We start from the raw sequence: 24,623 nt of genomic DNA, 5'->3' as shown, positions 1-24,623 counted from the left end.
TCAAATAATTCGTCGAAAGACTTAAAATTTATGAAGCTTATCAAAGCTGAAGTTGTCACCATTGGCGATGAAATCCTATACGGTCAGATTACTGACACTAACACGCAGTTTATCAGTGCAGAACTTGACAAAATAGGCATCAGAACCTCCCGAAAAATCTCAATTGGTGATAACAGAGAAGACATCCTCCAGATGCTGGAAGATAGCACCGGCAGGGCAGATATAGTCCTCATCACCGGTGGCTTGGGACCTACCAAAGATGATATCACTAAAAAAACCATTGCTGATTTTACCGAAGATTCTCTGGAAAGACGAGAAGCGGCTATGGAAGCTTTAAGAGCAATTTTCAATAAGTTCGGCAAAGAGCTTACAGAAATCAATAAAAAGCAGGCAGATTTACCCACCAAGTGTACTTACCTTTTTAATGCCGTAGGTACTGCTCCCGGAATGTGGTTTGAGCATAATGGTTCCATCATTGTTTCTATGCCTGGTGTGCCTTATGAAATGAAATATTTAATGCAAAATGAGGTAATTCCAAGGCTCATGAAAGCTTTTGAAAGGCCTGTAATTTTGCATAGAATTATCAGAACAGCCGGCATTGGCGAATCATGGCTGGCCACAAAAATTGAATCATGGGAAGATCAGTTGCCTGAACACATTAAGCTGGCTTATCTGCCAAACCTTAGTCAGGTTCGTCTACGATTGACCGGAACAGGCTCTGATGAGCAAACCTTAAAAGCTGAAATTGACAAAGAGGTTGAAAAACTTTACCCACTTATTGCCGAACATATTCATGGCGAAGGTGAAGAAGAGCTTGAACTAACGATTGCTAAGCTATTATTGGCTGAAAAAGCCACTTTGGCTACTGCTGAAAGTTGTACCGGAGGCTTTTTGGCTCATAGCATTACCAGCAATTCAGGTAGCTCTGAATATTTCTTGGGCACAGTAGTTTCCTACTCTAATCAGGCCAAAATAGACCTTTTGAGTGTTAAAGAAGAGACTTTGGAAGCCTACGGGGCAGTCTCAGAGCAAACAGTTATTGAAATGGCCGAAGGAGCAAGAAAAGCTTTAAAAAGTACCTTCGCTATCAGTACGAGTGGAATAGCCGGCCCCAGCGGTGGGTCTGAAGAAAAGCCTGTAGGCACTATTTGGATTGCAATTGCCGGACCTGATAAAACAGTGACCCAACTCATTACAAGTACCAAAGACCGGATAAACAATATCAAATACGGAAGTAAAGTTGCTTTGAATTTGCTACGTAAAGTGATTTTAAACGAAATTTGACCTTACAAAACCCTGCCAAATGGCTCAAATAGAGATGAAAATGCCCACCATGGGCGAAAGTATCATAGAATGTACCGTTTTAAGCTGGCTTGTCAGTGAAGGAGATAAAGTATCCGCTGATGACATGATTCTGGAGGTAGCCACTGACAAAATTGATACTGAGATAGGTTCTGAATTTAACGGTGTTGTTACAAAATTTCTGGTTCAGCCCGGGGATGTTGCAGCCATCGGAAGTCCCATCTGTATTATTGAGACACAAGATGCAGTAGAAGGAGCTGAAGACTCCGAGGAGGAAGTCGTAAAAGAGCTCGAAAATGGAATTGAGTCAGTCGCTTCTGAGGTTCATGAACCTATTCAGCAAAGTAATAGCAGCCGTTTTTACTCACCGCTGGTTATGAGCATTGCTCAAAAGGAGGGCATTACCATGGATGAGCTTGAAGGTATAAAAGGTAGCGGAATGCAAGGCAGAGTCACCAAAGATGACATGCTGGCTTACCTCAGAAAGGGTCGGAAGAAGAGTGCTTTCAATTTCCAGAAAGAAGAATTCAAAGCTGGTCAGGACACCATTATCGAGATGGATCGCATGCGAATGATGATTTCAGATCGTATGGTAAGTTCCAAAAGAGTTGCTCCGCATGTCGCCTCCTTTGTAGAAACGGATATGACTGCCGTGGTTCGATGGAGAGATAAAGTTAAAGATGACTTTTTTGACAAATACGGTGGAAAAATCACTTTTACTCCAATTCTGATTGAGGCCGTGGTAAAAGCCATCAAAGCCTTTCCGATGATCAACATTCAGGTAGAGGTACCTAGAATCATCAAAAAAGGTAGCATCAACATAGGGATGGCCGTGGCCACGCCTGATGGTAATTTGATAGTACCGGTCATCAAAAATGCTGATCAGTATACATTGGCCGAACTGGCCATAAAAGTCAATGACCTGGCTCAAAGAGCCCGTGATAATAAACTCAAACCCGACGAACTCACAGAAGGAACGTACACTATCAGCAATATCGGAGGTTTTGGCAATATCGCCGGTACACCTATTATCATGCAGCCACAGGTAGCTATCATGGCTTTTGGTACGATCCAGAAAAAACCTGCGGTAATTGAAACTCCTGAGGGTGACCTTATAGGCATTCGTCAGAAAATGATTATTTCTCACTCCTATGATCATAGAGTGGTTGATGGCTCTCTGGGTGGGCTGTTTGTAAAACAGGTTTCTGATAATCTTGAAAACTTCGACGTAAATCAGGCGATCTGATAAGCTATGGTATTTAATTCCTTCGCTTTTCTGGTTTTCTTTCCGCTGGTTACCCTGCTTTATTTCTTTTTGCCACACAAATACCGATGGTGGTTGCTGTTAGTTGCCAGCTGCGTGTTCTATGCCTGGTTTAAAGTGGAATACCTGCTTATTCTTGTTTTCACCATTGTAGTTGACTATTTCGCGGCCCTCTGGATCGAGAAATCGCAAGGAACAAAACGAAAATGGGCACTCATTATCTCCATCATAGCCAATGTGGGCGTTTTGGCCGTTTTTAAATATGCCAATTTCATTTTGGGATCAGCCAATGCCTTGTTGTTTCGCTTAGGCAAAGACACTTTTGACCTGTGGGACATTCTGTTGCCCATAGGTTTGAGCTTTCACACTTTTCAGGCCATGAGTTATACCATTGAGGTATATCGCGGCAAAGTACCTGCTGAGAGAAATCTATTCAGATACGCTCTTTACGTGATGTTTTACCCACAGTTAGTAGCAGGACCTATAGAGCGACCGCAAAACGTAATTCATCAATATTACGAGGAGCATAAATTTGATTATTACAGAGTCATTAGTGGTCTTCGACTGATGCTGTGGGGTATGTTCAAAAAAGTGGTGATTGCCGACCGACTGGCCATTTTTGTGGAGAAGGTGTACGATCATCCTTTTGAGTATTCAGGTTTACCGGTTATTGTGTCCACCGTTTTTTTCGGATTTCAGATTTTTTGTGATTTTTCGGGGTATACAGATATTGGTTTAGGGGCAGCTCGTGTGATGGGTTTTGACCTTATGAAGAACTTTGACCGTCCTTATTTCTCAAAAAGTATTTCGGAGTTTTGGCGACGTTGGCATATATCCCTTTCGTCCTGGTTCAGAGATTACGTTTATATTCCGTTGGGCGGAAATCGGGTTTCTACAGGCCGCAAGTATTTCAATCTGTTTATTGTTTTCATGCTCAGCGGCCTCTGGCACGGTGCGAGCTGGAATTTCGTAATCTGGGGTTCTTTGCACGGGGTTTATTTAATTGTTGGCCAATTGACCGGTGATCTGCAAAAGAAAATTATTGGGTTGATTCATCAACCTCTCTTGGAGAAGGCTATTCATGCCTTTCTGGTCTTCTTTTTTGTGAGCATTGGCTGGGTTTTCTTTAGAGCCCAGTATTTCAGTGAGTCAATGCATTTACTAAAGGGAATATTCTCATCTTCCAGCCATTCGGTAGCTCAGGTTTGGGAAATGATCGGCACCAAAGATGCCTTAATTCTGCTTTTCTCTGTCGGTTTTATGGAGAGTGTTCATTGGTATCAACGTGGTAAATCGGTGAGTCAATGGTTTGAGATGCAGCCGCGATGGGTTCGCTGGAGCAGCTACTATCTGGTTTTTATTTCCATTATCTTGTTTGCGGTGTATTCAGATACGCAATTCATTTATTTTCAATTCTAAAACGTGGGAAAAGACTTCAAAAGGCTGGTCAAAAACATCATACTCTTCACGAGTCCGGTTTGGGTGTTGGCCATCAGCTACTTCGTTTTTGACCCGTTTCATGTCCTGAGACATTATGAGGCTTATCCGGACAACTACCTGAAAAGTTATAACCGCAACCGAATTGGCACTCAGATATTTCTCAACAATAATGATTCGCTGAACTACGAATCCTTTGTTTTTGGCAGCAGCCGAAGCAGCGTTTTTTACACAGAGGATTGGTCAAAATACATCAACGATCCCACACCGTTCCATTATGATGCCTCCAATGAGGATATCAAGGGAATTTATCAAAAACTGAGGTTCATAGATGCCCAGGGCAATCAGATCAAAAATGCACTGTTAATTTTTGATGGCGAGACGTTCAATCCTTATGTAGATCACAAAGAATCCATCATTCATATCAGAGACTGGCGGTTAAGTGGTCAAAACCGTTTTCTGTATCACTTGCAGTTCTTCAAAGCCTATTTTAAGGAGCTGTATTTTCTCAAATACTTTGATACTCTGATTAATGGTAAGTATAAGCCGTATATGTATGGTTCTTTTGAGAACAAACATATGCTCTATACGCCTGTTAAAAACGACTTTATTTTTCAGGGCTATATTGATCAAATCAAAGCAGATTCATCGGCTTATTATGCCCGGGATTTGTTTTATCAGCGATCAGAGATTGAGGAAACTGCTGATCCTCTGATTGACCAGCCGGAGCCAAAGAAAGAAGCCGATAGCTTCATAAAGAAAATCGAAAATACTCTTTCGTTTGAGGAAAAGGAAAAAACAGACCTCGATTATCTGGAAGGAATCAAAGTCATTTTTGAAAAGCATCAAACTGATTACAGAATCATTTTCGGACCAAACTATGATCAGAAAAAGGTCAATCCTCAGGATCTTCAGCTGGTCAGAGAACTGTTTGATGAAAGCAAAGTATTTGATTTTACCGGTAAAAATGACCTTACAGAGCCCCTGTCTAATTACTACGAGATTTATCACTACAAGCCTGTATTAGCACGGAAAATTCTTAACGAGATCTACACCGACAGCAACCAATAGTCCTACCTCAACTTTGATTGTTTCTATTTCCCTCTGAAAAATGTGACAAATATCACCTTTTCGGCTAGCCATTAGGGGTACCTTTGATTAAACTGAAAAAAGGTATTGTATTGAAACAGGAAGAAATACTTGCTCAAAAGGTCAGTTCCGGCCTTAGCATTCTAAAGTTATTGATCGTTTTTACGTTGGTATTGGTACCCGTTATTTTCATGTACTTTACCGTAGGTAATGCCTGGCCAAAGGTTGAGGAGAAAGCAGAAGCTCCATCTGAAATCTACGTTCCTGAACCAAAATTAGCTAAGGCTCCATCAGCCTGGCGAATGGAGAAAGATGAAAATGCTGAATTGCTGGAATATGGAAAGGAATTAATAGCCAATACGGCTTATTACATAGGTTTTAACGGGATCAAAAAGCACTCAACCAATGGTCTGAACTGCCAGAACTGCCATCTGGAGGCCGGAGCCAAAGCCTGGGGAAATAACTATCTGAGCGTTGCTTCGACCTATCCAAAAATTCGGAAGAGGTCAGGTAAAATGACTGATGTTTACGACCGTATCAACGGATGTCTGCAGCGTAGTTTGAATGGCACACCTATGGACAGCACAGAATACGAGATGAAAGCCATGGCTGCCTATATTCAATGGCTCGGTCAGGATGTGCCCAGAGGCAAAACCGCTGAAGGGTCAAAAATCTATCCATTAGAATTTATGGATAGAGCGGCTGACCCTGTAAAAGGAAAAGCCATTTATGAAGCTAAATGTGTATCCTGTCACATGGCTGATGGACAAGGCATTTTAGCCGAAAACAGCAGAAGCTATACTTACCCGCCTTTATGGGGCAAACACTCTTATAATGACGGGGCAGGATTATATAGAATTTCAAAATTTGCGGGCTATGTTAAAATGAACATGCCATTTGGGGTAAGTCATCAAAATCCCCAATTAAGTGATGAAGAAGCCTGGGATCTGGCTGCCTTCGTAGACAGTATGCCTCGCCCAGAAAAGGACAAATCAAAAGACTGGCCTAAAATAGCCGACAAGCCAATTGACCATCCTTTTGGCCCTTATGCTGACCCTTTCTCAGAAGAACAACATAAATATGGTCCGTTTAAGCCGATTCAGGAGTGGTATGCGGGGAATCCGTGATTGCTCGCAGAGCCCTGCGGGGTTTATTGGTGATTGGAGAATTGGTCCTTCGACAAGCTCAGGAAACTAATAAATTGAATAAAAAGGTCTTATGTCTTCCGTCTTTAATCTTTTGTCTTAAATCTTTAAAAGAATAAAATGAAAAAACTTATCGTACTCACCCTTTTGGCTCTCTCTACTTTTGGGGCTTTTGGACAAAGTGAAAAGGGACATAAAATCGTGTTTCAAATGGCCACTGCTGATGAAAAAGAACAAGGCTCTTTAGGCAGACAAATCAATAATGTATTGGCCTACTGGCCTGAAGCTAAAATTGAGGTGGTGGTGCACAGTGCTGCCATCGAATACATGATGAAGGCTAAAAGTGTTGATAAAGAAAATATTGAAGCTTTAATGTCAAGGGATGTCACCTTTGCGGTATGTCGCAATACTATGAAAAGAAAAGGCGTAAGCGAAGAAGAAATTATTGACGGAGCGGTTTTTGTGCCTGTGGGCATTGCTGAAATCGTTGAAAAACAGGAAAATGGCTATGCCTACATAAAGGCTGGCTATTAAAAGGATTCATTGACAAACTACCTATTGATTATGAGTAATAACAGAAGAGATTTTTTAAAGAAAAGTGTATTGAGTGGACTGGCTACCACCCTACCCGTAGCTGGTGTTCTGGCCGGTGAAAAGAATGAAAATAAGGCGAAAGAAAAGCCTGAAAGTGGGACAATAACCTTGCTTCAAAGCACTGATGTGCACTGCCAGATTCACCCACATGATGAGCTGTTTTGGGAGAACGAGGAGCTAACTTTCAGAAAGGCTGGTGGCTATGCCCACATGGCAACTCTGATCAACGAGATCAGGAAAGAAAACCCCAACACCATCACCATTGATACCGGTGATATGTTTCAGGGTTCTGAACTCTCTGACAGAACGCAAGGCGATGCTTTAGTGCCGATTCTGAACGAGATCAATTATGATATTTATACACCAGGCAACTGGGAAGTAATCTATTACAAACAGAAAATGCAAAGGCTTTTAGGTGGGCTAAATGCACCGAAAGTTTGTGCCAATATGTTCCATGATAAAGGGGATGGAACTCCCGGAGAACCTATTTTTCAACCGTATCAGATCATTACAAAACTTGGCGTAAAAATAGGTTTCCTTGGCTACACCGATCACCTCGTTCCGCGTCGTCAGCCGCCGGCCTTGAGTAAGGGCATTGTGTATACCAAACCTGAGGAAAACATTCGTCATTATATTGAAGTTTTGCGTGAGCAGGAGCAATGTGATTTTGTAATCATTTTATCGCATTTGGGTCTTTCTCAACAAATCGCTCTGGCCAACAATCCTCATTGCGAGGGAGTTGACTACATCTTTGGTGGCGATACCCATGAGCGAATCCGTAAACCAATTGAATGTAAATATGCTAAAGTTGTAGAACCGGGTGCATTCAGCTCTTTTGTTGGGCGACTGGATTTGAAAGTCAAAAATGGCAAAATCGTTGGGGAGAAGTACGAATTAATTGAAGTAAAACCGGACAAATATCCGGCGGATAAGAAAGTTGCGGAAATCATAAAAAAACATGAAAAACCATATTTAGAGAGCATCAATGAAGTAGTCGGTTACAGCACCATTCCGCTTTACAGAAACTTTGTGATTGAAAATACCATGGACACCATGGTGATAGATGCTTTGAAATGGAAAACAGACGTGGATATTGCTCTATCCAATGGATTCCGTTTTTGTCCACCTCGCACACCGAATATAGATGGTTTGGTGCCGATAACACAGGGTTACCTTTTTGATATGTTGCCGGTAAACTCACCTGTGAGAATTGGGACCATCAAAGGTGAAATGATACTACCTTGGCTTGAAAGGGAGTTGGAAAATGTTTTCGCTAAAGAGGCCTCTCGTCGTTTTGGTGGCTGGGTTGTGAAGTTCAGAGGAATGGAGTTGGAGTTTTACGGTTTCAAGCCGATGGGCGAAAAAGTAGCTAAGGTAACCATTGGTGGTAAGCCAATTGATCCGGAAAAAGATTACACTGTTTGTGCATGTGAACGTGAGGGTGATCCTGATGACGCCATTTGCCGCATGAGAAACGTAAGGAATACCTATTCAGAGTCGTATACACTGCATGATGCTGTCAGAGAGTACCTCAAAGAGCATTCTCCGGTTACTCCTACACCAAAAGGTTCATTGAAAATTCTGGATGGAGATCAGAAACTACTCTCCCAGGTTTGGGGAGTTGATTATGAGTTTTCATGATCATTCAAAATATGCATAATTGACAAAAAGGCCTGTTTTTACGGGCCTTTTGTCGTTTACAGTGCTTGCCTTTCATGAAAAGAAGTAGTTTTGGTCAAACTTTAACCAAACACTCTTGAAATATTTAAATCTTATTGCCAGGCTTTGCCTGGGCTTTCTCTTGTGCAATTGTGCTGAAAATCAACCTTCTCAAAGCTTTAAAAATCCCCTACTCCCTGATGGACAAGACCCTTGGGTGGTTCAGGACGGCGAAATGTACCATTACTGTTATTCCAGGGGTGGAAAAGTAATGCTGAGATCAACCAGTGATATCACAAAACTCAAAGACGCCGAAGAAAAAGTGATCTGGCAGCCGGAAGAAGGAAAAGCTTATTCAAAAGAACTCTGGGCTCCTGAATTACATAAGCTTGATGGTCGCTGGTACGTTTATGTAGCGGCTGACGATGGTAGAAATGAAAATCACCGAATGTACGTTTTAAAATCGCAAACAGAGTCAGTGGACAGTCCATTTGAGCTGCAGGGCAAAATCACAGATTCTACAGATAAATGGGCGATTGACGGCACCGTTTTTCTTCATGAAGATCAATACTACTTTATCTGGTCAGGATGGGAAGGAGATGTCAATGAAGCCCAAAACCTTTATATCGCCATGATGGACTCCCCTACCTCCATCAGCTCCGAAAGAGTTTTGATTTCAAAACCTGAATACGATTGGGAAAAACGAGGCTCAGAAGAAGGCTTACCGACCATCAATGAAGGCCCGGAAATTCTCCAAAAAGACGGTCACGTTTTCCTGACTTACTCTGCAAGCGGCAGCTGGTCAGATTTTTACTGTCTTGGAGCACTGGAATTGACTGGTGATGACCCGATGCTGGCTTCATCATGGATCAAACTGGACCAACCAATTTTTGAGAGTAATGAAAACACCACAAGTCCAGGCCATGCTTCTTTTGTGACCGTAAACGGCAAAGACTGTATTCTGTATCACGCTGCGAAAAGCAAAGGAGCAGGCTGGGACCGATATGTGAAACTTCAATCTTTTGAATGGCTAAACGGCACACCTATTTTCGGCGAACCATTAAAAGACAGCGTAGAAACGAATATTTTCACACCCTGAACCACACCTCTAAGTAACATAGGTTACAGTAAAGAAGAACCCTGAAAGGTAGTTTTGTGATGTAGGTCATATTTCTACCTCATGAAAAAAACGATTTCCATCATTCCGGGTCTTCTCTTTACTTTCTCTCTTTTTGCACAGCAAACGGAGATGAAAGAAACAGGCTCTTTGGCAGATTTCCTGAAGCAGGGAGATTTCACAGGAAAGGCTCGTTTTTACTTCATGCATTCTAATAATCAGGAGCCACTTTCTGATTATCACGGACTAGGTATCGGCGGTGGCATTGGTTACAAAACTCCTCAATACAAAGGTTTTTCAGCCGGTTTAAGTGGTTATTTTATCTTCAACGCCTACTCTTCAGACTTTACACAGTCAGACTCGGTAACTCAAAACCCAAACCGCTACGAGCTGGGGCTTTTTGATGTCACCGATCCTTCAAACAAAGAAAATATGTATCGCCTGGAGGAGCTCTGGGTCAATTATCAAAAGAAAGAGTTCAATCTCACCTACGGTCAATTCAAGCCCGATTACTTGTTTGTCAATCCGCAGGATGGCCGCATGAGCCCAACGATGGTTCGTGGTTTTAATGGTGTTTTTGACCACAAAAAGACCTCATTTCAGCTAGCCTGGCTAAATCATATTGCTCCGAGGTCAACGGTAAAATGGTACAGTGTAGAAGAAACTTTTGGCATCTACCCTACCGGCAGAGCTACTGACGGTTCAGCCTCTTCATATCTCGGGAATATTGAAAGTAGTGGGATTCTAATTGCTGAAGCCAATCAAAAAATCGGTCAAAATAGCTACGCAAAACTAGGTTTGATGAACGTCAATAAGGTGTACACCACTAGTTATGCTCAACTGGATGTGAAGAAAGACAATTGGGGTTTATCCGGTTTGGCCATTTATCAAAAAGCCAATGCCGAAGGATTGAACAGCACTTACATTGATCCTGATCATCAATCGCTCATTTTTAGTGGACGACTAGAAAAAAAACTAAAGAAAAGTAAAGTCAACCTTAACTATACACGCATTGCCGACCAGGGCAGGTTCCTGATGCCCCGTGAGTGGGGACGTGAGCCCTTATTTACTTTTCTTCCTCGAGAGAGAAACGAAGGATTGGCTGATGTCAATGCCATCTCAGCCAACTATATCTACAAACCAAACAACAATACCATTTTACATGCCGGGGCCGGTAATTACTGGTTACCCGATGCAGATGATGCCCAAAGAAATAAATATGCCATGCCCTCTTATGCCCAGCTAAACCTTGACGCTGAGTACAACTGGGACGGCTGGTTTGAAGGAGGAAGTTTAAAACTCCTGTATGTCTACAAAAAAGGACAAAAAGATGATTACGAAAACCTCAAACAGGTCTTCAATAAAGTCAACGTCCACCTTGTGAATCTGATTTTTAATTACACTTTCTAAATCGCTAAAATATGTTTGAGTTCTTAACAAAACCATGGCCATGGTATGTCGCAGGTCCGCTGATCGGACTAATGGTACCGGCCCTTTTATTACTCGGAAACAAATCTCTGGGTATCTCGTCTTCACTAAGACATGTATGTGCAATGTGCGTGCCGGGCAACATCAAGTTTTTCAATTACGATTGGAAAAAAGAAGCCTGGAACCTCTTTTACGTAGTAGGAATCGGCCTGGGAGCCTATCTGGCGGCCACTTATCTGGCCAATCCTGAGCCCATCCAACTGGGCGACAAAACCCTTGCTCGCCTCACTGAGTTCGGTCTTTCAGCCCCTACAAGCCTTCAGCCGATGGAGCTATTCGGACTAGACCAGGTATTGAGCCTCAAAGGATTGATCTTTATGGTCGTCGGTGGTTTCCTGGTGGGTTTTGGAACCCGATATGCCGGAGGCTGTACAAGTGGCCATACCATCATGGGTCTTTCTAATCTGCAGTGGCCTTCACTGGTGGCTACTATTTCTTTTATGATTGGTGGTCTGGTGATGACTCACCTGCTTCTTCCTCAAATCTTTAAATTGTTTTAATTATGAATAATCTACAGACAAAAGCACCTGAAGCCTGCGAAGCACCAAACTCGCAGAAAGAATCAGAAAATATATTCGGCCAGCTGAAATACCTTCTGCTGGGAGCCATTTTCGGTGTCATTTTTATCAAAGCCGAGATCGTGTCCTGGTACCGAATTCAGGAAATGTTTCTACTGGATAGCTTTCACATGTACGGTATCATCGGCTCTGCTGTCATTACCGGAATGATCTCCGTTTTTATCATCAAGAAATTTAATATTAAAACTGTATACGGAGAAAAAGTTGTCTTAAAAGACAAAGTCTATAATAACGGCCAGATTTACGGAGGTTTAATCTTCGGTTTAGGCTGGGCCATTACAGGAGCCTGCCCGGGTCCATTATACTCGCAAATCGGTGCAGGCTATTGGGCCATTTTCATTACCGTTCTTTCGGCCATTGCAGGTGTGTGGCTGTATGGCAAATTCAGAGACAAACTACCTAGTTAACAACAAGTTACCAATGTGATAACTCTCACAAATTCTGAGAACTCAAAGCGTTAAATTTGTAATACAAAATCATTAAAAGAAAGAGAAAAAATGACAGAAATAATAGGATATGCACTAGCCAGCGTGATCGGAATCAGCCTCGGGCTGATAGGAGGCGGCGGAAGTATTCTTACCCTCCCGATTCTGGTTTACCTGCTGGGCATTAATCCGGTATTGAGTACGGCATATTCACTTTTTGTGGTCGGTAGCACATCTTTAGTAGGCTCTTTCAATTTCATGAAGAAAGGTCTGGTGAGTTATAAAACAGCACTCATTTTCGCTATTCCTTCATTTCTGGCGGTCTTTTTGACCAGAAAATTTCTGATGCCCGCCATACCTGATGAGCTTTTCACCCTGGGTGGATTTACAGTGGGCAAAGACTTCGCTATTATGATCTTGTTTGCGGTGGTGATGCTAATGGCTTCCTATTCAATGATCACCGATAATAAACCTGAATCTGAAGAAGGTGCAGAATTAAAATTCAATTATCCGCTGATAGCCGCTGAAGGTTTTGTGGTGGGCACGCTTACCGGTGTGGTGGGTGCTGGCGGTGGATTCCTGATCATACCAGCCTTGGTGCTATTGGTACGCTTACCAATGAAAATGGCAGTGGGAACTTCACTGCTGATTATCGCAGCAAAGTCATTGATTGGTTTTTTGGGAGACCTTGGTAATCAGGTTATTGACTGGAAGTTCCTACTGATTTTTACAGGTCTTTCAATTGTCGGAATTTTTGTGGGCACCTGGCTCTCAAAGTTTATTCCAGGCCAAAAATTGAAAAAATCATTCGGTTGGTTCGTCCTTATCATGGCGGTTTACATCATCATGAAAGAGACAGTACTAAAATAAAATTCGATGTGGTTGGTTGTCCTGCGGACAAGCTCAACCACCAAACAAACAGCGAGCTTAGGTTGAGCATGCCGAAGCCGCACTTTTTAATCAAGAAAACAGTTAACAATACAGATATGAAAATAGAACAAATTTATACCGGTTGTCTTGCTCAGGGAGCATACTATGTGGAGAGCAATGGAGAAGTGGCGATTATTGATCCGCTTCGCGAAGTACAGCCATACATTGAAAAAGCTGAAAAAGAAGGAGCTGAAATCAAATACGTTTTTGAGACGCACTTCCACGCCGATTTCGTTTCGGGTCACGTTGACTTGTCACAAAAAACCGGAGCTCCTATCGTATACGGCCCAAATGCCAAAACTGGCTTTGATGCTATCGTAGCTGAGGATAATCAGGAGTTCAAATTGGGGAATGTAACCATCAAAGTGTTGCATACACCAGGTCATACTATGGAGTCTACCTGTTTCCTTCTGATTGATGAGAACGGAAAAGAAACTGCACTTTTCAGCGGTGATACCTTGTTTATCGGTGATGTTGGTCGCCCTGACCTTGCTCAAAAAAGCGACATCACTATGGAAGACCTTGCAGGTTATCTTTTTGATTCGCTACGCAACAAAATCATGACTTTGCCGGATGACGTGGTTGTTTACCCTGCTCACGGTGCGGGTTCAGCCTGTGGTAAAAACATGAGTAAAGAAACGACTGACCTTTTGGGCAACCAAAAGCAGTTTAACTATGCCTTGAGAGCCGATATGAGCAAAGAAGAGTTCATCAAAGAAGTAACTGATGGCCTAACACCGCCACCACAATACTTCCCTCAAAACGTAAAAATGAACAAAGATGGTTACGATTCTATCGATACCGTGATGGAGCGTGGTGCTCAGGCTCTTAGCCCTATTGCTTTCGAGGCAGCAGCCAATGAAACAGGAGCCGTGATTTTAGATACCCGTAATCCTCAAGATTTCACCAAAGGATTCATCCCGAACTCTATCAATATCGGCCTTAACGGACAATTTGCTCCATGGGTTGGAGCATTAATTCCTGATTTGAAGCAGGAGATTCTTTTGATCACCGAGCCGGGCAAAGAAGAAGAGACTGTAATTCGTTTAGCAAGAGTTGGTTACGACCATACGCTTGGTTACCTAAAAGGTGGTTTTGAGGCCTGGAAGGCGTCTGGTGCTGAGGTAGATAGCATTGAGTCCATCTCTGTAGAAGAACTTTCAAATCGTATGAAATCTGATCAGGAAATCAATGTTCTTGATGTGAGAAGACCAAGCGAATATATTTCTGAGCATGTGGAAGATGTACCAAACTTCCCTTTGGATTATATCAACGAGAATTTGGCTGAGCTTGATCGTGAGAAAACATACACGCTTCACTGTGCCGGTGGATACCGCAGTATGATTGCCGCGAGTATTTTGAACGCCAGAGGTTATAATGTAATCGACGTAGATGGCGGATACGGGGCTATCAAAAAGTCGGAGTTGTTTAAAACAACTGACTACGTTTGTCCGTCTACCTTAAAATAAGGCCTAAAAAACAGGAAAGACCCAAGGCATTCTGTCTTGGGTCTTTCCTATAAATCATAAAAAATCCCCGGAAGAAACCTTCCGAGGATCGTTTCAAGCTGTTGATGCTTAGATTTTATCAATGAAATTCTTCAGATTTTGTTTGGTTTCACCGGTTTTCTCCTGAAGAATACCCAGAAGTTCATTCTCCTGACCTTCTTCGTATTGGAGATCGTCGTCGGTAAGGTTGCCCCATTTCTGTTGCAACTGACCTTTAATCTGATTCCAATTTCCTTTGATTTTGTCTGTAATAGCGTTTTCCATAATTGTTGTTGTTTGACTTTAAGAATTAAAAAATCATTCGACGTTAAAAAGGTTATTTATCTGTAGAGACTGTTCTACAGTGGTGTGGAGAATCAATAATCCAGTGATCAGTTATTAGCTTTAGGCCGTAAATTAACTCAAAAGACAAAAACATGCTTTCAACATTTCTTGTGATCCTTTATTTCGGCTTATTTTACTCAAATGGTGAGCTCAGCGTTACCGTGCCTGATCTTAAAAACACCGAAGCTCCCATATACATGGCCATTTACAAGGATAACGAGGATTTTCTCAATACTAAGAAAATGTTTACCGGTGCCAAGGCCGAGCCAAATGGAAACAAAAGTGCGGTACTGAAAGTAGAGCTTCCTGAAGGAGAATATGCTCTGGCCATTTTTCAGGATATTAACGGCAACGGGGAACTGGACACCAATATTCTGGGCATACCCAAAGAACCCTATGGTTTTTCGAAGAATTATAAACCGGTATTTTCAGCTCCTAAATTCAGGGATTGCAGCATTGAAGTGAAACAAGACACCAAAGTCTCCATCCGGTTACTCGACTAAACGCAATTGATTTTCAAAAGAATCATATCGCTCCTTCTGCTGCTTTCAATAGGTCTTCCAATTGCAAAACCTCTTTTTCAAAGTCTGACGAGTCAACAGTTTTCAGAAGATTTCTGGATTGAAAAAAAAGAGGAAGCAAACCCTTTCTCTTATATCATCTGGGAACTAATTGATGCTGAAGAACAGGAGGAAGAGGATAGCGAAAACGATTTCAAGAAAGTTCAAATTCACAGAGGTCTTCTTCAAAACTCTCCCAAAGTTGATTTGGCTGAAAGGAGCACGGTAAATACCTGCTCAATAGTCTTCTTTTATCGAGAAAAACTTTATCTGTTTCATGGTGAAATGTTGATTTAAAAGGCTTCAAACAGTCTTTCTTACTCCCCTGAAGGACTTAATCATAGGGAGCCGATCAATTACTATTTACTTTTTGAAACATTGAAATGAAGCATTTTCTATTCTCCATACTGTTTGCAACTCTATTGGCTTGCTCACAAAATACATCGGTTAATTTTGAATCAAATCAGGCTGAAAAACATAGTGACCACTGGACCTATTCAGGCGAAACTGGCCCTCAGCACTGGACAGAAATTGAGAAACAATCAGACTGTAATGGTATTCGGCAATCCCCGATAAATATCATTACTATTGATGCCGTTGAATCAGACACACTGGAGCCCATTGACATACATTATGACAGCCATGTTAGAATTCACGAGATAACCAATAATGGGCATAGCATCCAATATAATTTTGAAAAAGGAGATTATATCATCATTCACGGCGAGCAGTTTGACCTTAAACAAATTCATTTCCATGAGGCTGCCGAGCATACAATCAATGGCATTCGATATCCTTTAGAAATGCACATGGTGCATGCTAATGAAAAGAATCAAATTGCAGTGCTTGCTATTATGGCTTTAGAGGGTCAGAGTAGCGAGCCTTTTGCTTTTCTGGAGAGGCACCTTCCGGTTTTTATCAACGAGAAAAAGACTATTGATGAGGATTTCGACCTAAACCTGAATTTGCCTGATAACCGTGATTACTTCACTTATAGCGGCTCTTTGACTACTCCACCTTGTACCGAAAATGTGAGCTGGTATATTTTCAAAACACCGATCACCGTTTCACTTGATCAGGTGAAACAACTACAAGATCTTATGCCAATCAATAATTATCGGGATGAGCAGGCTCTGAATGGACGTATTGTGCGTGCATACAGTAGTTCAAATGCCTATTTTGCCTCAAAGTGATCCAATTAATTAGCTGATATTAGTAGGTCTCATTTTGCCATATTTGTTTTTATTCTCAAATTGAAAATAAACACCGAACCATACGTCAAAATGAAAAATTACCAATGGCTCCTGACCCTATTTTTAATTCTTTATTCTACTTTTTCAGGTACAGCTCAAAGCTTTAAAAATGGTAAACTTACCCTGAATGAAGACGGTAGCAGATGGGTTAAACTGACTTTACTCAATCAGGTGTGGGTAAGGTCAATGGAATATAACCCTGGTACAACAAAATTTGGATATGATTACCCGAAGGGCACCGACATCGGTATTCGCCGATACCGGATTCAATTTTTAGGTCAATTAACCGACAGAGTATTTTTCTATAGTCAGTTTGGTGAAAATAATTTCAATGATATATCGAACAGAAAACTAGGTTTCTTTGTGCATGATGCTGTCGGTGAATATGCCATTGATAGAGAAAAGTTGAGCTTGGGTGCAGGTTTGACAGCCTGGGGTGGTTTATCTAGGTTTTCGGCTCCGTCTGTAGGATCAATTCTTGGGGTAGACGCTCCATTGTTTTTGCAAAGCACCAACGATGTCACCGATCAGTTTTTAAGAAAACTCTCTCTTTATGCCAAAGGAAAACTTGGCAAATTGGATTACAGACTTACAATGGCTGACCCCATGGCCATTCAGCGGTCAAATTCTTACGATCCGAATCTTTCCTCGCAATCGAACTTCTCTCCAAAACCAGCCAAAAAGCAGTGGAATGGCTATTTTATGTATCAGTTCTTAGATCAGGAGGGCAATCAAACGCCCTATATGACCGGCACTTATCTTGGCAAGAAAAAAGTCTTCAACATAGGAGCAGGTTTTATATTTCAACCTGAGGCCATGTGGCACTCCGGACTATCAAATGCTGACACCCTACTTACGAATATGGTTCAGTTAGCAACAGATATTTATTATGATGCCCCCATCAATGAAAATGGAGCTTCAATAAGCTTTTATGGTAATTTTACTCATTTTGATTTTGGACCAAATTATATCAGACAATTGGGTGCTATGAACCCGACGACAGGGAGTGCGGCTACCGATATACTAAATGGAGGCGGAAATGCCTACCCTGCATATGGCACCGGCAATACTTTGTATTTTCAGGCAGGAATAAAATCTGATGACAATTTTATTGGTAACACCAGTGTGATGCCCTATGTAAGTCTTCAGCATTCTGTTTACGAGCGACTAAATGACCCTGTAAACTTCATTGATGCAGGCCTGGCTTGGTTTCTTTCTGAACATTCATCAAAGCTTACTCTTGGTTTTCAAAATCGTCCTGTTTTCACAAGCGATGGTGATATTTCCCAGAGAAAAAACGGTGTAATCCTTCAATATCAGGTCTATTTCAATTGAAAGGCTTTGTTAAGCCTTTAAAATGAAATGCTGTTTAGGCTGTTTAGCCCTGAAAAAGACCACCCCCATTTGAAAAAAGTCAATACTGATGGTCACTTTCGGGTGGTTTTTGATTTCTTCCCAGGCTTCTTTCATGCCGTCAGACCAATTGATATCATCAAAGACAAAGCAACTGTTTTCGTGAGCCTTGTTCAGGCAGGCTCTGAAATATTTCAAAGTAGGAGCACATTGGTGGTTGGCGTCAAAAAAAACAAAATCGACACGATCAAGCTGTCCCAACGTATGAGAAAGTGTTTGATCCAAGTCGCCAAGAATCGGGGTAACATTTTGACAGTTGAGTCTTGAGAAAACTTCTTTGGCAATTCCTAAAGTATTGGAACATCCTTCAAATGAATACACTTTTCCGTAAGGGGATGCCTTTGACATCATGGCTGTAGTAAAACCAAGAGAAGTTCCCAGTTCAAGGCACCTTTTATACTCGTACTTTTTGACAATACCGGCTATGATTTTAGACCATTTGAGACTTTTAACCGCTGTTGAAGCTATTCTGGCTACCTTTTTCTGATCGTTATTCCCGAATTTGCTTCCAGCACCCAGATCTTTAATCTTTATAATTCGTTCATCCTTTTTGAGCTGCTCAAAGAGTGCTTTAATTTCGGCTTCTTCCGGAATATCCTGACCATTTTTTATAATGTCAAGATAGAACTCAAAAACAAAGGGAGAGTGTATGGAATGCTCGTTTTTGGCCTTCCATTGGTATTTCAAGTAGTCTCTTACCATTAGTTAGAAAGGTAAGGCGGACTCATCATAAATTCAGGAATTTTCACTTCGAAACGTTTCCCATCCACTACCCTTTCCATGACATAGATACCGTACATTTTACCAATAAACGTAGAAAGATTACAGCCGGAAACATAAGAATGTGTCTCACCCGGCTCTATCACAGGCTGAACGCCGATTACCCCATCACCAATGACCTCACGATGAAAGCCAAGACCATCAATGATATGCCAGTGCCTGCTTAGGAGTTGAACGGTTTGATCACTTTCGTTCTCGATATGGATTTTGTAGGAGAAAACATAGTTTTGCTGTTTCGCATTGGAATAAAACGGCTGAAACTCAGTTTGAACTGAAACTTTAACTCCTTCTGTAGTGGCTGTGAACATATTGAGAATTAACTGAAACAAAAATAAGTAATTTCGCCTTAGCAATAAAAACGAAAATCTTCTGAAGTCTTATGCCCGTACAAATTGAAGAAAGTTGGAAAGCCGTTCTCAAGGAAGAATTTGAAAAAGAATACTGGCCAAAACTGACTGCGTTTGTTAAAAAAGAATACCATTCAGCTACCTGCTACCCACCAGCCAAACTAATTTTTAATGCATTTGACAGCTGTCCTCTTGACCAATTAAAGGTTGTAATTATTGGCCAAGACCCTTATCACGGACCCGGTCAGGCTCATGGTCTATGTTTTTCTGTAAATGACGGAATCCCTTTTCCGCCCTCATTGCTAAATATTTTTAAAGAACTGCAAGATGATATCGGTAAACCTTTGCCTAAATCAGGAAACTTACAGCACTGGGCTGATCAAGGTGTACTCCTTCTCAATGCCACTCTTACAGTAACAGCCACCCAGGCCGGTTCTCATCAGGGAAAAGGCTGGGAACAATTTACCGATGCCGTAATTGATAAGATCAACAAAGAAAAAGAAGGCGTTGTTTTTATGCTTTGGGGAAGCTACGCTCAAAAAAAGGGACAATATATTGATAGCTCAAAGCACCTGATTTTGAAGGCCGTTCACCCATCCCCTTTGGCAGCAAACAGAGGTGGTTGGTTCGGAAAAAAACTGTTCAGCAAATGCAATCAATACCTTCAATCAAAGGGTAAAACACCCATAAAATGGTGATATGGGGATTTTGACCGCTCTTGCTCTGGCTAGTCGAATTATTGCCAATCCGCTGGCCAATCTCATTCAGAAGAAACTGAGTGTTCAGGGCAAGGCATCATTGAAAATCAATTTTCACACCTATCTCATTCTTGCCATACTGAGCTTTGGTTTTCTAATGTGGCGTGGTCTGCCGATCATGAGTTCTGATCTCTTTTTTTTTACACTACTCACAGGAATTTTTGGTGCCATTGGCAATGGCCTACTTGTGAAATCGCTGGAGCATGGTGAGCTATCCGTAATGGGCCCTATCAACTCGTATAAACCGATTGTGGCTATGGTGGTGGCTATATTTCTGCTTTCTGAAGTACCTACTTTGGACAAAGTCCCAGGAGTATTCCTCACCGTTTTTGGTAGTTATTACATCATTGATAAAGGGGATTTTCACTGGCGACTCTTTGCTCGAAAAGATATTCAATACCGTTTCTTATCCATGATATTTACGGCGACTGAAGCCGTATTTTTGAAAAAGTTGATTCAACTTTCTGATGTTTACATTACCTTTTCTGCCTGGGCTATTGCCGGGGCATTTTTTGCTTTTGTTTATCAAATCACATACTCAAAAGAAAAGGCTATTGAATCAAAATTTGAATTGAATTATTTGTCAAAAATTGGAATGATCGCCCTTGCCGTATTGGCCATGCAGTTCACCACCATCTACGTTTTTGAGACCATGCAGGTGGCTTATGCTCTGGCACTTTTTCAGCTTTCGGTGCTTGTGAGTATTCTTCTAGGTGTTTTCTTTTTCCATGAAAAGAACCTAAAAAGAAAAATTCTCGGTTCGGTTATCATGATCCTTGGTTCCCTGATCATCCTGTTGAACTAAAAGCGAAAACTTACGTAGCTTTGTTTGCAAAGCAACCCTTTAGTTCATCTTGAAAACACCAAGCTACACCGGCGGCTGGAAATCAGTCTATTACTCACTTCACGTGGTCAAAGAAGTGGGCCCAGTGGCCTTCACAAAGTCTTTATTATCAAAAAACACCTGTAAAACATGTGCTTACGGAATGGGTGGTCAGAAAGGCGGGATGGTGAATGAAGAAGGGGATCAAATTGAGGTTTGTAAGAAGAGTTTACAAGCTCAACTCACTGATATTCAGCCAGCCATCAGTACAAACTTTTGGCACAAAAACAGCATAGAAGATCTTTTAAATTTAAGACCACGAGAGCTGGAAAGGCTTGGCCGACTGAATGATCCACTCCTCAAAAAGAAGGGTGATACGCATTATAAACCCATTGACTGGCAAGAAGCAACCGCTCTTCTGAAGGAGAAATTCAAGAAAGTAGACGCAGCCAGAACTTTCTTCTACAGCAGCGGCCGAAGCAGCAATGAAGCTGCTTTTTTGTTGCATCTATTTGCCCGACTATTCGGGACCAATAATGTCAATAATTGCTCTTATTACTGTCATCAGGCCAGTGGTGTGGGAATGGGAAATACTCTGGGAACGGGGACCGCAACGGTTCAACTAAAAGATGTGAAAAAAGCCGATCTCATTTTCGTCATCGGAGCAAACCCTGCTTCAAATCATCCCCGTTTTCTTACTGAATTAATGCATTGCCGCCGAAGAGGTGGAAAAGTCATTATCGTCAACCCAGCCAAAGAACCCGGCTTGGTCAAATTCTCCATTCCGTCTAACGTTAAGTCATTTTTGAGTTCAGGTTCAGAAATCGCATCACATTACTATCAGCCAAAAATCGGTGGTGATATGGCCGTTTTGTACGGGGTAGGCAAAGCCCTGTTTGAAAAGGGAAAAGTTGATGAAACATTCGTCAATAAATATTGCGAAGGAGCGAATGAGTACAAAAGTCAACTGGAGAACCTCACCTGGGAGCAGATCACTCAAAGCTGTGGCCTTTCAAAAGTGGAACTGGAAGAAATCGCTGATCTCTACGGAATAGCTCAAAACGTGATTTTCACCTGGGCCATGGGCATTACGCATCACAGTCACGGCGTTGAAAACGTAGAAGCCATCGTGAATTTAGCTATGCTTAGGGGTATGCTAGGTCGTGAACATGCCGGTTTACTTCCTCTTCGTGGGCACTCTAATGTACAAGGCGTTGGCTCTGTCGGAGTTACACCGGTTTTGAAAGAAAAAATCTTTCAAAACATGGAGAAACAATTGAATATAACGTTACCGGATACGCCCGGCTGGGATACTATGGAATGTATGAATCAAGCTGCTGAGGGGAATGTAGATTTGGCCTTCATTCTTGGTGGAAATCTTTATGCTTCTAATCCCAACCTTCATTTTGCTGAAAAGGCTTTGAGCAATATCCCATTCAAAGTTTTTCTAAATACCACCCTCAATGAGGGTCATTTACGGGGAATAGATGAGGAAGTACTTATTCTTCCGGTGAAAGCCCGTGATGAGGAAGAGCAAAAAACCACTCAGGAGTCTATGTTCAATTATGTTCGTCTGAGTGACGGAGGAATTGACAGACATAACGGAACTCGTTCTGAGTACGATATCATTCTTGAACTCGCCAAGTCTATAATCTCCAAAGAAGTCTTTGATTTCCAGTCTTTTGGTGAATTTAGAGACATCCGTAAAGTCATTGCGAAGGTGATTCCCGGTTTTGATAAACTGGAAAATATTGACGAAATCAATGAAGAGTTTCAAGTCGGTGGAAGAACTTTTCATCAACCCGTTTTCGGCACGGCCAATGGCAAAGCTAAATTTCGCTTTCATCCCTTACCAAAGGGCAAAAACGAAACAAATAGCTTCAGTTTAATGAGTGTTCGATCAGAAGGTCAGTTTAACTCCATCGTTTACGAGGAAAAAGATGCCTGGCGTGGCGTGGAAGACCGGAACACCATTCTGATGAACCCAAATGACATGCAGAAATTGAAGGTAAATGACCAGGATGAGATCAGTATCAGAAGTAAAGCAGGAAAATTGCAAATGAAAGTACAGGCTTTTGACATAAAAGAAGGTTGCGTGTTAGGATATTATCCGGAAACCAACTTTCTCGTGTCATCAGATCTGGATCCACAAAGTAAAACACCAGCTTTCAAAAATACCGAGGTTTGGATTGAGAAGGCTTAAACCAAAGCTTCACCCTCAAATTCAATACCCTCCCAACCATATTTTATGAAATTGCGAATGTTTTGATGATCATCACCATCCGGGTTGTTCAACACATCATTGCGGTAATAAGTACCAAAACAATACAATGTCTGTTCTGCGGTCAGCTGGTGCTTTTGAGCAAAAGCGAAGATTTTGCAAGAGCCGTTATTCTGGCCGGCTTCATTATAGGTATCCGCATTTTTAAAGGCCGTTGGCTTAAATGTGTAATTAGCCTCAATGGCGTCCAAAGTATCTGCAAAAGATACTCTTGCCGGCTCTTCATTGATTTTGCTTAAAAACTCTTCCAGATTCATCTCTTCTATATTTTCAGGGCCACAAAGGTCTACTTTTTCTTCTTTTTATTGCCCTTCTTTTTCTTCTTTTTAAACTGATCAGCGGCTGAAATTTCTTGTCTGATCTGTTTCATCGTGATAGATTCCTTGTCAGACGAAAGGTCTTTGGTCTGTTCATAGAGACTTCGGTCAATCACAATTTCATCAATCGGGTGTCCGATATAAGCCTCAATATCTTCCAAATACACTTTTTCATCAGGACTACAGAAAGAAAAGGCCAGGCCTTTCTCTTTACCACGGCCAGTACGGCCAATCCGGTGAACGTAGTTTTCCGGTACATCAGGCAAATCGTAATTGATGACCACTTCCACCTCGGGAATGTCAATTCCACGGGCAGAAATATCGGTGGCAATCAACACTTTGCAAACACCACTTTTAAAGGCCTGCATTACACCTGAACGCTCTTTTTGGTCCTTATCACTGTGAATACTTAAAGCCTCTATTCCAACTCGTTCCATCGCAGCTTTAACTCGCTCAGCTCTTACTTTGGTACGTACAAAAACCAGCATTTTACGATCGGTATTTTCATTGATCGCCCGCTCCAGAAAATAGCGTTTATCATCCATTGACATAAATGTCACGGCATGGGTAATATTTTTGGAAATCGGGTCTTTGGGTGAAATCTCAATTCGTATCGGATTCTTCACAATAGAATAGGCCAGTTTCTTAATTTTATCATTGATCGTGGCCGAGAAAAACAAAGTTTGCCGCTTTTTAGGCAGATGTTTCAGCAAATCTTTGATATCGTCATAGAAACCGAGATCAAGCATATGATCAGCCTCGTCAAGAACCAGTAAAGTGGCCTCGTCTAACTTTATAAAACCTTGACTGCGGAGATCAAAGAGCCTTCCCGGTGTTGCCACCAAAATGTCAATTCCATCAGAAAGTTTCTCTTTTTGAGGTGCCTGATCAGTTCCGCCATAAAGAGCCATTGTTTTAACCCGGGTCTGCTTTCCTATTTGGTTGAAAACCTCTGCTATCTGAATGGCCAGTTCATGTGTAGGAGCCATTACCACACACTTAACCCCTTTTTTACGGGTTCCTTTTTTACGTTCATTGATCAAGTGAAGAATAGGAATAGCAAAAGCCGCCGTTTTCCCGGTACCGGTTTGGGCAATACCCAGCACATCTTCCCCTTTCAAAACAGCCGGAATAGCCTTAAACTGAATGTCGGTTGGCCGTTTGAAGTTCAGCCGTTCCAGACTTTTCTTTATTTCAGGCGAAATACGGTAATCGTCGAATTTCATTGAAT

General features: G+C 41.8%; 25 protein-coding genes. 20 read left to right on the top strand and 5 right to left on the bottom strand.

The genetic code is table 11. The annotated features are described in order from the left end of the window. Nucleotides 1-30: 30 nt before the first annotated feature. The 13 genes from AFM12_RS02445 to AFM12_RS02385 all read left to right on the top strand — a co-directional run bounded on the left by AFM12_RS02445 (nucleotide 31) and on the right by AFM12_RS02385 (nucleotide 14,497). Nucleotides 31-1,284 carry a competence/damage-inducible protein A gene (locus tag AFM12_RS02445; protein WP_055143683.1) on the top strand — a complete coding sequence of 418 codons (1,254 nt, stop codon included), beginning with the start codon at nucleotides 31-33 and terminating at the stop codon, nucleotides 1,282-1,284. Nucleotides 1,285-1,303: 19 nt separating this feature from the next. Then, nucleotides 1,304-2,548 (top strand): dihydrolipoamide acetyltransferase family protein, encoded by a 1,245-nt coding sequence (locus AFM12_RS02440; RefSeq protein WP_055143682.1) that lies wholly within the window; start codon nucleotides 1,304-1,306, stop codon nucleotides 2,546-2,548. A gap of 6 nt (nucleotides 2,549-2,554) precedes the next feature. Further along, nucleotides 2,555-3,985 (top strand): MBOAT family O-acyltransferase, encoded by a 1,431-nt coding sequence (locus tag AFM12_RS02435; RefSeq protein WP_055143681.1) that lies wholly within the window; start codon nucleotides 2,555-2,557, stop codon nucleotides 3,983-3,985. Between the two features lie 3 nt (nucleotides 3,986-3,988). After that, on the top strand, nucleotides 3,989-5,074 hold the full coding sequence (locus tag AFM12_RS02430) for a hypothetical protein (RefSeq protein WP_055143680.1): 1,086 nt from the start codon (nucleotides 3,989-3,991) through the stop codon (nucleotides 5,072-5,074). Nucleotides 5,075-5,184: 110 nt separating this feature from the next. Then, nucleotides 5,185-6,219, top strand: coding sequence for a c-type cytochrome (locus AFM12_RS02425; RefSeq protein ID WP_055145076.1), 1,035 nt, complete (start codon nucleotides 5,185-5,187; stop codon nucleotides 6,217-6,219). Between the two features lie 138 nt (nucleotides 6,220-6,357). Continuing rightward, a complete protein-coding gene (locus AFM12_RS02420) occupies nucleotides 6,358-6,771 on the top strand; it encodes a DsrE family protein (RefSeq protein WP_055143679.1) in 414 nt (137 codons plus the stop codon). Nucleotides 6,772-6,801: 30 nt separating this feature from the next. Beyond that, complete coding sequence (locus AFM12_RS02415) at nucleotides 6,802-8,472, top strand: bifunctional metallophosphatase/5'-nucleotidase (RefSeq protein WP_055143678.1); 1,671 nt, start codon at nucleotides 6,802-6,804, stop codon at nucleotides 8,470-8,472. 115 nt (nucleotides 8,473-8,587) lie between these two features. After that, a complete protein-coding gene (locus tag AFM12_RS02410) occupies nucleotides 8,588-9,589 on the top strand; it encodes a glycoside hydrolase family 43 protein (RefSeq protein WP_229308446.1) in 1,002 nt (333 codons plus the stop codon). Between the two features lie 81 nt (nucleotides 9,590-9,670). Next, nucleotides 9,671-11,017, top strand: a complete 1,347-nt coding sequence (locus AFM12_RS02405) for a hypothetical protein (protein WP_055143677.1) — start codon at nucleotides 9,671-9,673, stop codon at nucleotides 11,015-11,017. An 11-nt stretch (nucleotides 11,018-11,028) separates the two neighbouring features. Then, the gene (locus tag AFM12_RS02400) at nucleotides 11,029-11,595 is read left to right on the top strand and encodes a YeeE/YedE family protein (RefSeq protein ID WP_055143676.1); all 567 of its coding nucleotides are present in this window, start codon (nucleotides 11,029-11,031) and stop codon (nucleotides 11,593-11,595) included. Nucleotides 11,596-11,597: 2 nt separating this feature from the next. Then, on the top strand, nucleotides 11,598-12,080 hold the full coding sequence (locus tag AFM12_RS02395; protein WP_055143675.1) for a DUF6691 family protein: 483 nt from the start codon (nucleotides 11,598-11,600) through the stop codon (nucleotides 12,078-12,080). 90 nt (nucleotides 12,081-12,170) lie between these two features. Then, a complete protein-coding gene (locus tag AFM12_RS02390) occupies nucleotides 12,171-12,968 on the top strand; it encodes a sulfite exporter TauE/SafE family protein (RefSeq protein WP_055143674.1) in 798 nt (265 codons plus the stop codon). A 116-nt stretch (nucleotides 12,969-13,084) separates the two neighbouring features. Beyond that, on the top strand, nucleotides 13,085-14,497 hold the full coding sequence (locus tag AFM12_RS02385; RefSeq protein WP_055143673.1) for an MBL fold metallo-hydrolase: 1,413 nt from the start codon (nucleotides 13,085-13,087) through the stop codon (nucleotides 14,495-14,497). Nucleotides 14,498-14,605: 108 nt separating this feature from the next. Here the strand turns inward: AFM12_RS02385 and AFM12_RS02380 are convergent, their stop codons facing one another. Continuing rightward, complete coding sequence (locus AFM12_RS02380; protein WP_055143672.1) at nucleotides 14,606-14,800, bottom strand: CsbD family protein; 195 nt, start codon at nucleotides 14,798-14,800, stop codon at nucleotides 14,606-14,608. 152 nt (nucleotides 14,801-14,952) lie between these two features. Between AFM12_RS02380 and AFM12_RS02375 the strand changes: the two genes are divergently transcribed. From AFM12_RS02375 to AFM12_RS02360, 4 genes are all read left to right on the top strand, one after another. After that, entirely contained in the window at nucleotides 14,953-15,363 is a 411-nt protein-coding gene (locus AFM12_RS02375; RefSeq protein WP_055143671.1) for a DUF2141 domain-containing protein, read from the top strand. 6 nt (nucleotides 15,364-15,369) lie between these two features. Next, nucleotides 15,370-15,717: a hypothetical protein gene (locus tag AFM12_RS02370; RefSeq protein WP_055143670.1), complete on the top strand. Its 348-nt coding sequence runs from the start codon at nucleotides 15,370-15,372 to the stop codon at nucleotides 15,715-15,717. An 86-nt stretch (nucleotides 15,718-15,803) separates the two neighbouring features. After that, nucleotides 15,804-16,613: a carbonic anhydrase gene (locus AFM12_RS02365; RefSeq protein ID WP_055143669.1), complete on the top strand. Its 810-nt coding sequence runs from the start codon at nucleotides 15,804-15,806 to the stop codon at nucleotides 16,611-16,613. Nucleotides 16,614-16,703: 90 nt separating this feature from the next. Continuing rightward, nucleotides 16,704-18,008: a hypothetical protein gene (locus AFM12_RS02360; protein WP_055145070.1), complete on the top strand. Its 1,305-nt coding sequence runs from the start codon at nucleotides 16,704-16,706 to the stop codon at nucleotides 18,006-18,008. A 9-nt stretch (nucleotides 18,009-18,017) separates the two neighbouring features. On the opposite strand, the gene AFM12_RS02355 is transcribed toward AFM12_RS02360, so the two are convergent. After that, the gene (locus AFM12_RS02355) at nucleotides 18,018-18,788 is read right to left on the bottom strand and encodes an O-methyltransferase (RefSeq protein ID WP_055143668.1); all 771 of its coding nucleotides are present in this window, start codon (nucleotides 18,786-18,788) and stop codon (nucleotides 18,018-18,020) included. After that, entirely contained in the window at nucleotides 18,788-19,174 is a 387-nt protein-coding gene (apaG, locus tag AFM12_RS02350) for a Co2+/Mg2+ efflux facilitator ApaG/CorD (protein WP_055143667.1), read from the bottom strand. The genes AFM12_RS02355 and apaG overlap by 1 nt, the downstream gene beginning before the upstream one ends. Before the next feature lie 71 nt (nucleotides 19,175-19,245). Here apaG and ung point away from each other — a divergent pair, with 71 nt between their 5' ends. Genes ung through AFM12_RS02335 form a run of 3 tightly spaced genes read left to right on the top strand, consistent with a single transcriptional unit; the run spans nucleotide 19,246 to nucleotide 22,997 of the window. Further along, the gene (gene ung, locus AFM12_RS02345) at nucleotides 19,246-19,911 is read left to right on the top strand and encodes a uracil-DNA glycosylase (RefSeq protein WP_055143666.1); all 666 of its coding nucleotides are present in this window, start codon (nucleotides 19,246-19,248) and stop codon (nucleotides 19,909-19,911) included. A gap of 1 nt (nucleotide 19,912) precedes the next feature. Further along, nucleotides 19,913-20,776: a DMT family transporter gene (locus tag AFM12_RS02340; protein ID WP_055143665.1), complete on the top strand. Its 864-nt coding sequence runs from the start codon at nucleotides 19,913-19,915 to the stop codon at nucleotides 20,774-20,776. 49 nt (nucleotides 20,777-20,825) lie between these two features. After that, nucleotides 20,826-22,997 (top strand): FdhF/YdeP family oxidoreductase, encoded by a 2,172-nt coding sequence (locus tag AFM12_RS02335; protein ID WP_055143664.1) that lies wholly within the window; start codon nucleotides 20,826-20,828, stop codon nucleotides 22,995-22,997. On the opposite strand, the gene AFM12_RS02330 is transcribed toward AFM12_RS02335, so the two are convergent. Together AFM12_RS02330 and AFM12_RS02325 are read right to left on the bottom strand one after the other, a co-directional pair. After that, nucleotides 22,994-23,332, bottom strand: coding sequence for a HopJ type III effector protein (locus AFM12_RS02330; RefSeq protein ID WP_055143663.1), 339 nt, complete (start codon nucleotides 23,330-23,332; stop codon nucleotides 22,994-22,996). The two genes, AFM12_RS02335 and AFM12_RS02330, sit on opposite strands and share 4 nt — an antisense overlap. A gap of 29 nt (nucleotides 23,333-23,361) precedes the next feature. Beyond that, nucleotides 23,362-24,618 carry a DEAD/DEAH box helicase gene (locus AFM12_RS02325; RefSeq protein WP_055143662.1) on the bottom strand — a complete coding sequence of 419 codons (1,257 nt, stop codon included), beginning with the start codon at nucleotides 24,616-24,618 and terminating at the stop codon, nucleotides 23,362-23,364. Between the last annotated feature and the right edge of the window lie 5 nt (nucleotides 24,619-24,623).

It is taken from the genome of Jiulongibacter sediminis, assembly GCF_001306455.1.
GTDB classification, from domain to species: Bacteria; Bacteroidota; Bacteroidia; order Cytophagales; family Spirosomataceae; genus Jiulongibacter; species Jiulongibacter sediminis.
This window is presented reverse-complemented; position numbering and strand designations above follow the sequence as displayed.

Bases quoted from the DNA above. Each gene is read 5' to 3' on its own strand.
- AFM12_RS02445 (WP_055143683.1), top strand. From the start codon at position 31: ATGAAGCTTATCAAAGCTGAAGTTGTCACCATTGGCGATGAAATCCTA.
- AFM12_RS02440 (WP_055143682.1), top strand. From the start codon at position 1,304: ATGGCTCAAATAGAGATGAAAATGCCCACCATGGGCGAAAGTATCATA.
- AFM12_RS02435 (WP_055143681.1), top strand. From the start codon at position 2,555: ATGGTATTTAATTCCTTCGCTTTTCTGGTTTTCTTTCCGCTGGTTACC.
- AFM12_RS02420 (WP_055143679.1), top strand. From the start codon at position 6,358: ATGAAAAAACTTATCGTACTCACCCTTTTGGCTCTCTCTACTTTTGGG.
- AFM12_RS02415 (WP_055143678.1), top strand. From the start codon at position 6,802: ATGAGTAATAACAGAAGAGATTTTTTAAAGAAAAGTGTATTGAGTGGA.
- AFM12_RS02405 (WP_055143677.1), top strand. From the start codon at position 9,671: ATGAAAAAAACGATTTCCATCATTCCGGGTCTTCTCTTTACTTTCTCT.
- AFM12_RS02400 (WP_055143676.1), top strand. From the start codon at position 11,029: ATGTTTGAGTTCTTAACAAAACCATGGCCATGGTATGTCGCAGGTCCG.
- AFM12_RS02395 (WP_055143675.1), top strand. From the start codon at position 11,598: ATGAATAATCTACAGACAAAAGCACCTGAAGCCTGCGAAGCACCAAAC.
- AFM12_RS02390 (WP_055143674.1), top strand. From the start codon at position 12,171: ATGACAGAAATAATAGGATATGCACTAGCCAGCGTGATCGGAATCAGC.
- AFM12_RS02385 (WP_055143673.1), top strand. From the start codon at position 13,085: ATGAAAATAGAACAAATTTATACCGGTTGTCTTGCTCAGGGAGCATAC.
- AFM12_RS02380 (WP_055143672.1), bottom strand. From the start codon at position 14,800: ATGGAAAACGCTATTACAGACAAAATCAAAGGAAATTGGAATCAGATT.
- AFM12_RS02375 (WP_055143671.1), top strand. From the start codon at position 14,953: ATGCTTTCAACATTTCTTGTGATCCTTTATTTCGGCTTATTTTACTCA.
- AFM12_RS02365 (WP_055143669.1), top strand. From the start codon at position 15,804: ATGAAGCATTTTCTATTCTCCATACTGTTTGCAACTCTATTGGCTTGC.
- AFM12_RS02360 (WP_055145070.1), top strand. From the start codon at position 16,704: ATGAAAAATTACCAATGGCTCCTGACCCTATTTTTAATTCTTTATTCT.
- AFM12_RS02355 (WP_055143668.1), bottom strand. From the start codon at position 18,788: ATGGTAAGAGACTACTTGAAATACCAATGGAAGGCCAAAAACGAGCAT.
- apaG (WP_055143667.1), bottom strand. From the start codon at position 19,174: ATGTTCACAGCCACTACAGAAGGAGTTAAAGTTTCAGTTCAAACTGAG.
- ung (WP_055143666.1), top strand. From the start codon at position 19,246: ATGCCCGTACAAATTGAAGAAAGTTGGAAAGCCGTTCTCAAGGAAGAA.
- AFM12_RS02340 (WP_055143665.1), top strand. From the start codon at position 19,913: ATGGGGATTTTGACCGCTCTTGCTCTGGCTAGTCGAATTATTGCCAAT.
- AFM12_RS02330 (WP_055143663.1), bottom strand. From the start codon at position 23,332: ATGAATCTGGAAGAGTTTTTAAGCAAAATCAATGAAGAGCCGGCAAGA.
- AFM12_RS02325 (WP_055143662.1), bottom strand. From the start codon at position 24,618: ATGAAATTCGACGATTACCGTATTTCGCCTGAAATAAAGAAAAGTCTG.